The organism is Erwinia sp. 2186 (assembly GCF_057812255.1).
Window position 1 is genome coordinate 264,549 of the sequence record NZ_CM173824.1, and the last position, 12,995, is coordinate 277,543.

A 12,995-nucleotide genomic window follows, 5' to 3' on the forward strand; every position below is an offset into this window, starting at 1 on the left:
TGCATTATTTTTTGCATATCGCCTCAAAGTATAACAAAAACATAAACATATAATAATTCCATCGCGCAAATGGCGGCGGCCTTGTGCAGGCTGTGCGTCCCGGGAGAGAGCAAGTGAAAGGCGAAATCGTAGAAATTATCATCGACTGGATTGAAGAGCATCTGGATGATGGTCTGAATATTGAAGCCGTAGCCGCCCGTTCGGGCTATTCAAAATGGCACCTGCAACGTGCATTTAAAGAGCAACAGGGCATGACCTTAGGCACCTTTATCCGCTGCCGTCGACTGGACGAAGCGGCCAAAAGCCTGATCAGTTCCCACAAGACCATTATGACCATCTCGATGGATCTGGGATTTTCTTCCCAGCAGTGTTTCCAGCGGGTGTTCAAAAAGCATTTTAATATCACGCCAAGAGACTATCGCAACCAGCACCGTGAAATGCACTGAGTCAGCGTAGCCAGGCAACACCTTTAACCCTACACCTCCTGTAAGCTAAACAAGATGAAAAAGACCCTGTTGTTGCTTATCGCCCTGGCGATGAGTGGTCCTGCTTTTGCCCTGACCCTGGGCCCGCAAGCGCCGGTCAGTGTTATCACTGTTCACTGCGATCCGGGCAGCTGCTTTAGCGGAAGTGCTGCTACCCAGGACCTCACTCAGGGACTGGTGGGCTATGCCCGTCAGGTGCAACGGGTGCTGCGGCCGGTTGAGACCGTGGGCGCGGTGGGCGACATCAGCTTTTCCAGCCAGCCAAAGTAAAACGCCCTCTGTTCGCGTAAAATCCGTTAAATATCGCTGCGATAAGCCGGCGCTATGCAAAATTTAACATTTCCTCGGGTATACTGACCCCCGTGTTAATTTGCTTACGGGATGCTATGGAACGTTTCGCTGAAAACCTCATTTATGCCTCACGCTGGCTGCTGGCGCCGATTTATATCGGGCTGTCGCTGGGTCTGCTGGCACTTGCGATAAAATTTTTCCAGGAGGTTTTTCACCTGTTGCCGAATGTATTGGCGATGGCAGAAAACGACCTGGTGTTAGTGCTGCTGTCGATGATCGACCTGACGCTGGTCGGCGGTCTGCTGGTGATGGTGATGCTCTCCGGTTACGAAAACTTCGTCTCAAAACTGGATATCGCCGACCACAAAGAGAAGCTCAGCTGGTTGGGTAAAATGGATTCCGGCTCGCTGAAAAACAAAGTGGCCGCGTCGATTGTCGCCATCTCTTCCATTCACCTGCTGCGGGTGTTTATGGATGCCAAAAATATTCCGGACAATAAACTGCTGTGGTATGTGGTGATCCACCTGACCTTCGTCCTCTCGGCGTTTGTGATGGGCTATCTGGACAGCCTTTCGCGGAAAGAGAAGCTCAGTAGCCACTAAGCCTCATCTGCCCGGCGTTCCGGGCAGTTTTCCCGCTTTTTTCACCTTATCGCGCTGTTTTGCTTGCATCCACAGGGGCAAATCGCATAAAAAGCGGTGAAGAGCCCGGATACCCTGCCGATATAAAAACATCACGGTCGCCGACATTCCCTGATATCGCACTGAAATGCGGTTATTCTGCGAATAACTTCTGGCATTTGCATTGCATGATATCAGGTATCTTCCCATGGCCTGGGATCGCCTGTTAATAACTGAGGACGGAAATGCCAGATGATTAGTCGTCGTCGGTTGATATTAGGAACCGGCGCCACGTTGCTTGCGATGACCACCGGAAAACTGTTTGCCAGAGAAGATATTATCCCTCTGTGGCAGGACGAACCGCCCGGCGGCGGCGGACCCAGCGGAAACCTGCATGTTTCTGCCAACGGCTCGTGGTCGAATATCGTCAGCCCGGCGATCCAACGCTTCCAGCCAGAAAACCCGAACGGATCGGCCGTATTGATTGCCGCGGGTGGCGGCTATCGCTGGATCGGCATGGGTGGCGAAGCCTGGCCCGTGGCGCGCTGGCTGAATGCGCGTGGCTATACCGCCTATGTCCTCAGCTATCGCCTGCCGCGTGAGAAGTGGCACGCAGGCAGCCTCGCCCCGTTGCAGGACGCCCAGCGCGCCATTCGTCTGGTGCGCTCAATGGAACGTAAGGTGCATCTGCTCGGTTTCTCGGCCGGTGGTCATCTGTTTGGTATGGCGGCCGCCCGTCCTGATTTCGTCACCTACGAGCCGCAGGATGCGCTGGATAATGTGGTCCCGGTAGTGGACAGCGTCGGGCTGATTTATCCGGTGATCACTCTGGAGCCGCCGTATACCCACACCACCACGCACAAGCAGCTGGTCGGTAACAATGCCTCCGCGAATGAAGAGGCGAACTGGTCGGTGGAAAATTACGTCACCCGCAACTACCCGCCGACCTTCCTGGCGCAGGCGGAAGACGATCCGATCTCTAATCCGCACAACACGGTGATCATGCACAACGTCTGCCGCCGCATGGGCGTGCCGGTTGAGCAGATTAATATCACCCGTGGCGGACACGGTTTTGGCCTCGGTAAAGCCGGTTCCCCGGCGGCGATTTGGGATGAAGCCTACGCCATCTGGCTGGACGCCCGTAAGTAAACTGCACCGTGACGGTGCAATGTTCTGCCGCACCCACGCTTAATCACCCCACGCCGCGTCATCTGCCGGTAAAAAACCCCGTCGTAACCCGCCACCGCTAAAGTTTTCCCGCAATCGGGCGATAACGTTTATGACGTGAGAGGCAGTAAACACAAGCCGCGTTTTCTCTCACTTCTGAGTTCTTCTCGCGTATGGAACATGCCTTTAGCCCTCCTTTGGTCGTCAGACTTTCTGCTTCACCACCCATAATTAATCAAGCTTTTGAAAAGTATAGGTAAAACCATGTTTCCATTAATGGCGATTAAACAGCGCCTGTCGTCTTTGCTGTTTCGTGATAAACACCAGCCCGCAAACGGGACCTTTGACTGCCGCAGCCTGCCTTCTTCGCTTTCGCAGGCCGGACTCAGTGAAAAAAGTGCCGGCATTCTCATGACCTTTGTGCCGCCGTATGCCGACTTTCAGCCGGTGAGCCAGAGCTGGCAGCGCTTTAGCTCCGCCGATTTGACGGTGATTACCCTCTCGTCCAATGGCGCACTGAGCAGCAGCGGCAAAGAGACCACCTATTGCGAAGGCGCCGGTCAGCAGGGAAGCTGGCTGTTGCTGCCGGAGAGCCTGATTGCGCGTCATGAAACCCATATCGTTGATTTACATGTCAATGACACCCATACCGCCGCCGACCGTATCAACGCCATCCAGCAGGAGCTCAGCAGGCTGGTGGTGCGGATGCCACTCTCATCCGACCGCACCTTCGCGATGATTTACTGCGATGGCCTGTCCGCCTCGGAAGGCTTCCTGATGCAGGCCTGGTACAACTGCGGACGCTTCCCGTGCCTGGCGATCGGCGGCTCGGCTGGCGGTAAGATTGAGTTTGATGGCACCTGGATCGGCGTTGGTGGCAAAATTCTGCAGGGCAAAGCGGTCATCATTTTCTGCCAGATGGCCGCCGGCAAATCCTTTGCGCCGTTCAAAAGTCAGAACTTTGTCCCAAAAGACAAAAGCTGGCTGATCGCCGAGGCCGATCCGATTGCCCGCACGGTCAGTTCGGTATTCGATCAGCAGGGCCAGCAGGTGAGGTTTACTGACGCGCTGGCCAGCTGGCTGGGCTGCAACGTGCCGCAGCTGACCGAAAAGCTGAAAGGGCTGACCTTTGGCGTGAAGGTCGGCGAGGAGTATTTCATTCGCTCCATCGCCAAAATTGAGGCCGACAGCATTCAGTTTTTCTGCGACCTGGAATTTGGCGATCGCCTGTATCTTCTGGAAGAGAAAGATTTTAAACAGACCACGCGTCAGGACTGGCAAACCTTTATCGCCAACCGCGGCAGGCCGGCGGCCATTCTGATGAATGACTGCATCCTGCGCCGGGTCGGCAATGAAGGGCAGCTGCATAACGCGCATTTCTTTAAGGGGCTGCCGGCCGCCGGCTTCTCCAGCTTTGGCGAAATCCTCGGCGTGCCGATTAACCAGACGCTCTCTGCGCTGGTGTTTTTCAACAAGGACGTGAAGGCGATGAGCCAGTTCCCGGTGCAGTACGCCGGTTATGCCGGGCACTATGCACAACGCGCGCTGCGTCGTTGGGAGGCGTTGAACAGCATTCAGTCGCGGGTGCTGAAGCGGGTGATTGCCTATCAGCAGGAGCTGGCACCGCTGATGGAAGCCTTGCCGATGCTGGAAGCCGCCACGCAAACGCAGAATGAGACGCTGGGGATGGCGGAAAACAGTATCCGCTCGATTGGCGATATCGCGCAGAAAAGCCAGCAGGCTCAGCTGCGTTTGGGCCAGGGGCTGGATGACCTGGAGAAAATCTCTAACGGCATCAATGAGATCACCAGCGGCATCAGCAATATCGCCTTCCAGACCAATTTGCTGTCGCTGAATGCGGCGGTTGAAGCGGCGCGCGCCGGGGAAGCCGGACGGGGATTTGCGGTGGTGGCCGGAGAAGTCCGTCGGCTGGCACACTCGTCGAAAGAGCAGGCCGATTCGACGGCCGGCAATATTGGTCAGGCGGTGGATACCATCTTCCGCATCCGTACCGTTGCCAGCGAAACGGTGGAAACCTCCAGCGAGATGGCGGCCCGCAGCATCGCCGCGGCGGATTCGATTGCCGCCATGAGCCATCAAACCGCGCACCAGCGTGAAAGCATCGCCCAGCACCTCGGTAGCCTGCGCAGCCTGACCGCCGGTATGGATGCGATGCAGGACGCTGTCGCGCAGCTGTCCGTATTGCAGAGCCTCTCCGGGGCGAATGAGAAAGGGTAACTCCGCCGACCCTCCGCTCATAAAAAAAGCCAGCATATGCTGGCTTTTTTGATCCTGAAGCAGGACTTAACGCATGGTGACAAACTCTTCCGAACCGGTCGGGTGGATTGCCACGGTGTTGTCGAAGTCTTTCTTGGTGGCGCCCATTTTCAGCGCGACCGCGAAGCCTTGCAGCATCTCATCCATACCGTAGCCGATACCGTGGATGCCGACGATCTTCTCGTCTTTACCCACGCAAACCAGCTTCATGCGGCACGGCTGGCGGTGCTGCGTCACGGCGGTGTACATGGCGGTGAACGCCGACTTATACACTTTCACTTCATCGTCGCCGTACTTCTCACGCGCTTCCGGCTCGCTCAGGCCCACGGTGCCGATTGGCGGGTGGCTGAATACCACGGTTGGTACGTTGCTGTAATCCAGGTGCTCTTCAGGCTTGTTGTTAAACAGGCGTTCGGACAGACGACGACCGGCGGCAACCGCCACCGGCGTCAGTTCAACCGCACCGGTGTTATCACCGACCGCATAAATGCCAGAGACGCTGGTGTTCTGGTACTTATCGACGCTGATGTACCCTTTTTCGTTCAGCTTCACGCCGGTGACGTCCAGGTTCAGGTTGTCGGTCATTGGCTCACGACCGATGGCCCATACCAGACAATCAACGGTCTGCTCCTGACCATTTTCCAACTGCAGCGTCAGGCTGCCGTCGGCATTTTTGATCACCGCTTTCGGCACGGATTCGGTGTGCAGCGCCGGGCCTTCAGCATTCATCACTTCAACCAGCGTGTCGACGATCAACGGATCGAAGCTGCGCAGCGGCGCGTGTTTACGCACAAACAGGTGGGTTTCGGAACCCAGCGCGTTCACCACTCCGGCGATTTCGACCGCGATGTAGCCGGCACCGACCACGGCAGTGCGTTTTGGCAGGGCATCCAGCTCGAAGAAGCCGTCAGAGTCGATACCGTATTCCGCACCCGGAATCGACGGATGGGTTGGACGGCCGCCGGTGGCGATCAGGATGTTGTCGGCAGTAATTTTTTCGCCGTTCACTTCCACGGTGTGCGCATCGATAAAGCGCGCGTAGCCTTTGATCACGTCGACGTTGTTTTTACCCAGCACGTTGTCGTACGAGGTGTGAATACGGTCGATATAGGCGCTGCGGTTTTTGACCAGCGTCGCCCAGTTAAAGCTGTTAACGGTGGTATCGAAGCCGTAATCCGGGCCATACAAATGGATCGCTTCGGCAATCTGCGCCGCGTGCCACATCACTTTCTTCGGGACACACCCGACGTTTACGCAGGTACCGCCGAGTTCTTTCGCTTCGATCAGCGCGCATTTCTGTCCGTACATCGCGGCACGGTTAATAGAGGCGATACCGCCGCTGCCGCCGCCAATAGCAAGGTAGTCATAATGTCTGGTCATCGGTGATTCCATAAGTCAGTGAAATGAATTGGCAGTAGTGTAACGCCACTCGGTTAAATGCCGCAAAGTTTGCGTCTATGATTGTGATAGGGCAGCGGGGCTGAAATCAGCGATAATCGACAATTACTGCGAGATGGCTCACTGTTTTCGCATACTAACAGGCAGAGAGAGGCCGGATGGAACTGCTATTTTTAGGGACCGGCGCGGGCACGCCCAGCCGCCAGCGGAATGTCACCAGCATCGCCTTGAATTTGCAGGGGACGCGCAGCGGTTGCTGGCTGTTTGACTGCGGCGAAGGCACCCAGCATCAGATGATGCGCTCCCAGGTGAAGACCGGGAAAATCGAGAAAATTTTTATCACCCATCTGCACGGCGACCATATTTTTGGTCTGCCGGGGTTGCTGACCAGCCGCTCGATGAATGGCATCAGCGACACCCTGACCCTTTACGGCCCAAAAGGCATCAAGGCCTTTATCGACACCACCCTCAGCCTGAGTGGCTCCTGGCTGACCTTCCCGCTGGAGATTGTCGAGATCGCCGCCGGCGAGCTGTTTAGCGACGAGCATTTCCGCGTCACCGCCTGGCCGCTGACCCATCCGGTTGAGTGTTACGGCTTCCGTATTGAAGAGCATGACAAGCCGGGCGCGCTGGATGCGCAACGGCTGCTGGCAGACGGCATCAAGCCCGGCGTGCTGTTCCAGCAGCTCAAATTGGGCAAAACCGTGACCATGGACGACGGTCGGGTGGTCAGGGGCAAAGACTATCTTGGTCCGGCAAACAAAGGCCTGACGCTGGCGATTTTCGGCGATACCAGCCCGACGCCCGCAGCCGCCGAACTGGCGGCGAATGCCGATGTGATGGTGCATGAAGCCACGCTGGAAGTGGCGCTGGAAGAAAAAGCCAACAGTCGGGGACACTCTTCAACGGTGCAGGCGGCCACGGCGGCAAAAAACGCGGGCGCGAAAAAGCTGATCGTCACCCACCTTAGTTCGCGTTATCTGCGAGAGGATGCGGAAAGGTTACTGGCGGAGTGTCGGGCGATATTTCCAAATACCGAGATGGCGCATGATTTCTCGCTATTCCGGCTCTGATTTGCCGTTCGAAAGGCAGGGCTGATGCGGTGGGACGCGCGGCGGCGTCCCACGGGTGGTCACTTATTCCGGTACGATCCAGCTGACTTTGGTGTGGCCGGTGCCTGATGGCACCAGGTGCTTCAGCAGCCACGGCAGCACGTTGTTCATCTGCTGCTCCAGCTTCCACGGTGGGTTGATCACAATCATCCCGGACGCGGTCATGCCAAAGCGGTCGCTGTCCGGGCGCACGCCCAGCTCGATCTGCAGAATGCGGCGAATGCCGGACGCTTCCAGCTCTTTGGTGATACGTTTGATCTGTTGACGCAGCACCACCGGATACCACAGCGCGAACACGCCGGTACCAAAACGCTTATACCCTTCCACCAGACCCTGAACCACCGCCTGATAATCGGTTTTCATTTCGTAAGGCGGATCGATCAGCACCAGGCCACGGCGTGACAGAGGCGGAAGCTTGGATTTCAGCTGCTGGAAACCGTCTGCACGTTCGGTGCGGGCACGGTCATCTTTCTGGAATTCGTTGCGCAGCATCGGGTAATCGCTTGGGTGCAGCTCGGTCATGTTCAGCTTGTCGAAAGGACGCAGCAGATGACGGGCGATCAGCGGGGAACCCGGATAAAAGCGCAGCTTGCCGTTCTTGTTCAGTGCCTGCACGCAGGAAATATAGCTCTCCAGCTCTTCCGGCAGATCGTCCTGTTGCCAGATGCGGGCGATGCCTTCCAGATATTCACCCGTGCGCTCGGCGTGCTCGCCGCTCAGCTGATAGCGCCCGGCACCGGCGTGGGTGTCCAGATAGAGGTAGGGTTTATCCTTCTCATTAAGCGCAGTGATAATCAGGCTCTGAACGGTGTGTTTGAGAACGTCGGCGTGATTGCCGGCATGAAAACTGTGGCGATAACTCAGCATGTCGTGGGATCTGTCCGGTGGGGTATGAAGAGCGTGCCGCCGCTGGGCGGCACATATTGGCGTCAGTATAACTGTCCTGCGCTTAAAATGCTCTGTTATCCTGGCAGGCGTTGCCACAGCGGATAGGTAAAGAACAGCAGATGCAGCAGATTAAAGCTGAAGTGCACCAGCGTGGCGACCCACACTCTGCCGCTCCACAGCCACGCCAGGCCGTAGACTATCCCCGCCAGGCTGGCGAAAATTACCAGCAGCGGGCCGCCGGCGATATGCGCCAGGCCAAACACCGCGGCGGCAATCAGTAATCCCCAGACGTTGCCCAGCTTCTCGCTCAGCCGTTGTTGCAGGTAACCACGAAACAGCGCTTCCTCCGCAAACGAGACAAAGAACAGGTTCGCCAGCATAAAGGCACCCAGCCACTCGGGCAGGTGCCGCTCGACGCGCAGGCCGCCGGCCAGAGTGGCAATCAGCAGCAGCAGCGGCAATGACAGCATCAGCACCAGCCACCACAGCGTGTTCTTCGGTCCTGCCGCCGGACGCTTAAGCAGCGTGGGCAGACAGGCGAGCAGCAGGAAGGGGATCAACGCCTTATCGAGGTTGTAATAGAAGCTGAAAGGCGCGCTTTCTGGTCCGGCTTTCACCTCGCTGACAATCTGCGGGTTAGAGAATCCGGGGATCAGATGCAGCATCAGCGCCACCGCGCCCAGCACCAGTACCGCTTCAGTCACCACCGTAACGGCGGCAGGTTTTTTGATTTGCCGATGGCCGATCGCCACGGCGCCGAGCACCACTAAGGTGGCGATCGCCGGCCAGTGAAGCGTGCCATCCACGGCCGCCATTATCAGCGCGAGCGCCAGCAGCCCGTACGAGGCGCGGCGGTAAAAAGGCAGAAAAAGTAACGAGGCCGCAAAGACGTACCACATAACAACACTCCGTGTAGAAATCGTGTTAACCGGAAAACGGCGAAAGTATGCGGCTGGCCGTCGGGGCAGGCAACTGGAATCGTGGTGAAAAGGTCAGGATTTACGGGTGAAAATGACCAGGATCAACAGCCGGGTTTTCTCAATCAGGCCATTGAATTTCGCTACACTTAGCCTCATGTTAACCTAATCGCGCGCTTAAACGCGCCTCAAACATGTTTGACTATAAGGACTGCGCAATGACCAATCCGTTACTCTCCTCTTTTACGCTTCCTCCTTTCTCCGCCATCAAACCCGAACACGTGGTCCCTGCTGTTACTCAGGCACTGGCCGAGAGCCGTGCGGCGGTGGAGAAAGCGGTTGCCCAGGGCGCGCCTTACACCTGGGATAACCTGGTTCAGCCACTGGCTGAAGTTGATGACCATTTAAGCCGTCTGTTTTCGCCGGTCAGCCACCTGAATTCGGTGAAAAACAGCCCGGAACTGCGCGAAGCCTATGAGCAAACGCTGCCGCTGCTGTCCGAATACAGCACCTGGGTGGGCCAGCACGAAGGCCTGTATCAGGCTTACCGCAATCTGAAAGAGACCAGTTACGCCGGATTAACCGCCCCGCAGAAAAAAGCCGTGGATAACGCGCTGCGTGATTTTGAGCTGTCCGGTATTGGCCTGTCGAAAGAGAAGCAGAAGCGTTATGGCGAAATCGCCGCGCGCCTGTCCGAGCTGGGCTCGAAATACAGCAACAACGTGCTTGATGCCACCATGGGCTGGAGCAAGCTTGTCACCGATGAAAGCGAGCTTGCCGGTCTGCCGGAAAGCGCACTGGGCGCGGCCAAAGCGCAGGCTGAAGCCAAAGAGCAGGAAGGCTGGCTGTTAACGCTGGATATCCCGAGCTATCTGCCGGTGATGACCTACTGCGACAATCAGGCACTGCGCGAGGAGATGTACCGCGCCTTCTCTACCCGTGCCTCCGATCAGGGCCCGAATGCCGGCAAGTGGGACAACAGCGAGGTGATGGCTGAAGAGCTGGCGCTGCGTCACGAGCTGGCTCAGCTGCTGGGCTTTGACTCCTACGCCGACAAATCGCTGGCCACCAAAATGGCCGAAAACCCGGCGCAGGTGACCGACTTCCTGACCGGTCTGGCAAAACGTGCCCGTCCGCAGGCCGAGCGTGAAATCGAACAGCTGCGCGCCTTCGCGCTGAAAGAGCACGGCGTTTCTGACCTGAACCCGTGGGATCTGACCTACTTCGGTGAGAAGCAGAAGCAACACCTGTTTTCTATCAGCGACGAACAGCTGCGTCCTTACTTCCCGGAAGAGCGTGCGGTTAACGGCCTGTTCGAAGTGGTGAAACGCATTTACGGCATCACTGCCAAAGAGCGCAAAGACGTCGATGTTTATCATCCTGACGTGCGCTTCTTCGACCTGTTCGACGAAACCGGCGAGCTGCGCGGCAGCTTCTATCTCGATCTCTATGCGCGTGAACATAAACGCGGCGGGGCGTGGATGGATGACTGCGTCGGCCAGATGCGCCTTGCCGATGGTTCGCTGCAAAAACCGGTCGCCTACCTGACCTGTAACTTCAACCGTCCGCTGAAGGGTAAGCCTGCCCTGTTTACCCATGATGAGGTGACCACGCTGTTCCATGAGTTTGGTCATGGCCTGCACCATATGCTGACCCGCATCGAAACGCCGGGCGTGTCTGGCATCAGCGGTGTGCCATGGGATGCCGTCGAGCTGCCAAGCCAGTTTATGGAAAACTGGTGCTGGGAGCCGGAAGCGCTGGCCTTTATCTCCGGTCATTATGAAACCGGCGAGCCACTGCCGCAGGCGCTGCTGGAGAAAATGCTGGCGGCGAAAAACTACCAGGCGGCGCTGTTTATCCTGCGTCAGCTGGAGTTCGGCCTGTTCGACTTCCGCCTGCATGCCGAGTTCGACCCGGCCAAAGGCGCGCAGATCCTGGAGATGCTGAAAGAGATTAAACAGCTGGTGGCGGTGATCCCAAGCCCAGCCTGGGGCCGCTTCCCGCATGCCTTCAGCCATATCTTTGCCGGTGGCTATGCGGCGGGTTACTACAGCTATCTGTGGGCCGACGTGCTGGCAGCCGATGCCTACTCGCGCTTTGAAGAAGAAGGTATTTTCAATCGTGAAACCGGCCAGTCATTCCTCGATAACATTCTGACCCGTGGCGGGTCTGAAGAGCCAATGGAGCTGTTCAAACGCTTCCGTGGGCGTGAGCCGCAGCTGGATGCGATGCTGGCTCATTACGGTATTCAGGAATAGCGTTAACGTGAAGATTTGTTTAGTGGATGAATCGGGCGCCGGAGACGGCGCCTTATCTGTTTTAGCCGATCGCTGGCAGCTGGAGCACGATGCGTCAGCGCCGATGGCGTTAGTGATGACCGCCACCCACCTCGAACTGCGCAAGCTCGATGAGCCTAAGCTTGGCGGGATTTTTGTCGACTTCGTTGAAGGCGCGATGGCGCACCGTCGGCGTTTTGGCGGTGGTCGCGGCGAAGCGGTGGCCAGAGCGGTCGGCATCAAAAGCGGGTATCTGCCTGCGGTGGTCGATGCCACTGCCGGCCTAGGACGCGATGCCTTTGTGCTGGCTTCGATTGGCTGCCGTGTGCAGATGCTGGAGCGCCATCCGGTGGTGGCCGCGCTGTTAGATGACGGTTTACGGCGTGGCTATGAAAGTGCCGAAATCGGCGGCTGGCTGCGCGAACGGCTGACCTTGATCCACGCGTCGAGCCTGCAAGCACTCGCTGAGATCGTTGAACAGCCGGATGTGGTTTATCTCGATCCGATGTTCCCCCACAAGCAGAAAAGCGCGCTGGTCAAAAAAGAGATGCGGGTTTTTCAAACGCTGGTGGGTGCCGATGACGATGCCGATGGCCTGCTGGAACCGGCCCGGCGTCTGGCGAAGAAGCGCGTGGTGGTGAAGCGGCCTGACTACGCACCGCCCCTGGCGGGCGTGGTAACGCAGGCAGCGGTGGTGACCAAAAGCCACCGGTTTGATATCTATCCGCCGCTAATCAGCGAATAAACGCCGGTTGGCGAAAACAAAAAGGGCGGAATATCTTCCGCCCTTTCTTTTGTCTTATGCCTCAGACTATTCGTCTTCTTCGTCGCGCAGCGGCACGATCAGCATATCGATATGGACGGTGTTGATCAGCTGGCGCGCCGAGGACATCAGCTTGCTCCAGAAGTCCTGATGGTGACCACAGACCACCAAATCCACATCGTATTTTTTGATGGCATCAACCAATACCTGGCCCAGATCGCCGCTGCCGCTCAGGGTTTCGGAAATCGGGTAGCCTGCGCTGTTAGAGAGGTCAGTCAGGGCGGTATGGGTCTCTTCAGAGATACGTTTTTGCATATCGCCAAGGTTCACATCGATCAACCCGGTGTACAGGTCGGAATAGTTAACATCGACGTGGATCAGTGACACTTTGGCATCGTAAGGACGCGCCATGGACACCGCTTTGGCGACCAGCAGCTTACTTTCAGGGGAAAGGTCGACTGCAATCAGAATGTGTTTGTAAGACATAACGATACTCCTTTCATTCGTTGCGGAGAGTTATCCGCCGACAAAGTTGTCTTTTTGCATCATAACACATTGAAATCCGTTGCTAATGTTTAATGCATGATGGTTTAGTACCGCGCCTGAGATGAGCAAACATCCCGGCACCTTTATAGTTTTCGCATTTATTATAGCCCGAATTGTTAACAGACGGGCGTGCAGGCCGCGCCCTTTGCGAGCGGGATCAAAATGAATTTTTCTCTCTTTCTGCTGCTCAGGCAAAACATCGCTGGAATTATTTTAATCAAATCTCCTACACTGATATTAACGACCCGTTATGCG

At 56.8% G+C, this 12,995-nt stretch carries 12 protein-coding genes; 8 read left to right on the forward strand and 4 right to left on the reverse strand.

The window, feature by feature from the left end; all coding sequences use genetic code 11:
- Positions 1-113: 113 nt before the first annotated feature.
- The 5 genes from ACXKZG_RS01190 (at position 114) to ACXKZG_RS01210 (ending at position 4,801) form a co-directional block, all read left to right on the forward strand.
- Complete coding sequence (locus ACXKZG_RS01190; RefSeq protein ID WP_013204324.1) at positions 114-446, forward strand: helix-turn-helix domain-containing protein; 333 nt, start codon at positions 114-116, stop codon at positions 444-446.
- 54 nt (positions 447-500) lie between these two features.
- Complete coding sequence (locus tag ACXKZG_RS01195) at positions 501-755, forward strand: hypothetical protein (RefSeq protein WP_053141398.1); 255 nt, start codon at positions 501-503, stop codon at positions 753-755.
- A 116-nt stretch (positions 756-871) separates the two neighbouring features.
- Entirely contained in the window at positions 872-1,378 is a 507-nt protein-coding gene (locus tag ACXKZG_RS01200; protein ID WP_041692152.1) for a TIGR00645 family protein, read from the forward strand.
- A gap of 270 nt (positions 1,379-1,648) precedes the next feature.
- A complete protein-coding gene (locus ACXKZG_RS01205) occupies positions 1,649-2,545 on the forward strand; it encodes an alpha/beta hydrolase (RefSeq protein ID WP_013204320.1) in 897 nt (298 codons plus the stop codon).
- A 294-nt stretch (positions 2,546-2,839) separates the two neighbouring features.
- Positions 2,840-4,801: a methyl-accepting chemotaxis protein gene (locus tag ACXKZG_RS01210; RefSeq protein WP_488875588.1), complete on the forward strand. Its 1,962-nt coding sequence runs from the start codon at positions 2,840-2,842 to the stop codon at positions 4,799-4,801.
- Between the two features lie 66 nt (positions 4,802-4,867).
- Here the strand turns inward: ACXKZG_RS01210 and gorA are convergent, their stop codons facing one another.
- Complete coding sequence (gene gorA / locus ACXKZG_RS01215) at positions 4,868-6,220, reverse strand: glutathione-disulfide reductase (RefSeq protein WP_013204317.1); 1,353 nt, start codon at positions 6,218-6,220, stop codon at positions 4,868-4,870.
- Between the two features lie 176 nt (positions 6,221-6,396).
- Here gorA and rnz point away from each other — a divergent pair, with 176 nt between their 5' ends.
- Positions 6,397-7,311: a ribonuclease Z gene (rnz, locus tag ACXKZG_RS01220; protein ID WP_471720859.1), complete on the forward strand. Its 915-nt coding sequence runs from the start codon at positions 6,397-6,399 to the stop codon at positions 7,309-7,311.
- 63 nt (positions 7,312-7,374) lie between these two features.
- Here rnz and ACXKZG_RS01225 read toward each other — a convergent pair whose 3' ends face one another.
- Both ACXKZG_RS01225 and ACXKZG_RS01230 read right to left on the reverse strand, forming a co-directional pair.
- The gene (locus ACXKZG_RS01225; protein WP_013204315.1) at positions 7,375-8,217 is read right to left on the reverse strand and encodes a 23S rRNA (adenine(2030)-N(6))-methyltransferase RlmJ; all 843 of its coding nucleotides are present in this window, start codon (positions 8,215-8,217) and stop codon (positions 7,375-7,377) included.
- 95 nt (positions 8,218-8,312) lie between these two features.
- A complete protein-coding gene (locus ACXKZG_RS01230) occupies positions 8,313-9,137 on the reverse strand; it encodes a CPBP family intramembrane glutamic endopeptidase (RefSeq protein ID WP_488875589.1) in 825 nt (274 codons plus the stop codon).
- Between the two features lie 236 nt (positions 9,138-9,373).
- On the opposite strand from ACXKZG_RS01230, the gene prlC reads away from it, so the two are divergent.
- On the forward strand, positions 9,374-11,413 hold the full coding sequence (gene prlC / locus ACXKZG_RS01235; RefSeq protein WP_471720861.1) for an oligopeptidase A: 2,040 nt from the start codon (positions 9,374-9,376) through the stop codon (positions 11,411-11,413).
- Between the two features lie 7 nt (positions 11,414-11,420).
- The gene (gene rsmJ, locus ACXKZG_RS01240) at positions 11,421-12,176 is read left to right on the forward strand and encodes a 16S rRNA (guanine(1516)-N(2))-methyltransferase RsmJ (protein WP_013204312.1); all 756 of its coding nucleotides are present in this window, start codon (positions 11,421-11,423) and stop codon (positions 12,174-12,176) included.
- A gap of 66 nt (positions 12,177-12,242) precedes the next feature.
- Here the strand turns inward: rsmJ and uspA are convergent, their stop codons facing one another.
- Positions 12,243-12,680 carry a universal stress protein UspA gene (gene uspA, locus ACXKZG_RS01245; protein WP_013204311.1) on the reverse strand — a complete coding sequence of 146 codons (438 nt, stop codon included), beginning with the start codon at positions 12,678-12,680 and terminating at the stop codon, positions 12,243-12,245.
- Between the last annotated feature and the right edge of the window lie 315 nt (positions 12,681-12,995).

Bases quoted from the DNA above. Each gene is read 5' to 3' on its own strand.
- ACXKZG_RS01195 (WP_053141398.1), top strand. From the start codon at position 501: ATGAAAAAGACCCTGTTGTTGCTTATCGCCCTGGCGATGAGTGGTCCT.
- ACXKZG_RS01200 (WP_041692152.1), top strand. From the start codon at position 872: ATGGAACGTTTCGCTGAAAACCTCATTTATGCCTCACGCTGGCTGCTG.
- ACXKZG_RS01205 (WP_013204320.1), top strand. From the start codon at position 1,649: ATGATTAGTCGTCGTCGGTTGATATTAGGAACCGGCGCCACGTTGCTT.
- ACXKZG_RS01210 (WP_488875588.1), top strand. From the start codon at position 2,840: ATGGCGATTAAACAGCGCCTGTCGTCTTTGCTGTTTCGTGATAAACAC.
- gorA (WP_013204317.1), bottom strand. From the start codon at position 6,220: ATGACCAGACATTATGACTACCTTGCTATTGGCGGCGGCAGCGGCGGT.
- rnz (WP_471720859.1), top strand. From the start codon at position 6,397: ATGGAACTGCTATTTTTAGGGACCGGCGCGGGCACGCCCAGCCGCCAG.
- ACXKZG_RS01225 (WP_013204315.1), bottom strand. From the start codon at position 8,217: ATGCTGAGTTATCGCCACAGTTTTCATGCCGGCAATCACGCCGACGTT.
- ACXKZG_RS01230 (WP_488875589.1), bottom strand. From the start codon at position 9,137: ATGTGGTACGTCTTTGCGGCCTCGTTACTTTTTCTGCCTTTTTACCGC.
- prlC (WP_471720861.1), top strand. From the start codon at position 9,374: ATGACCAATCCGTTACTCTCCTCTTTTACGCTTCCTCCTTTCTCCGCC.
- uspA (WP_013204311.1), bottom strand. From the start codon at position 12,680: ATGTCTTACAAACACATTCTGATTGCAGTCGACCTTTCCCCTGAAAGT.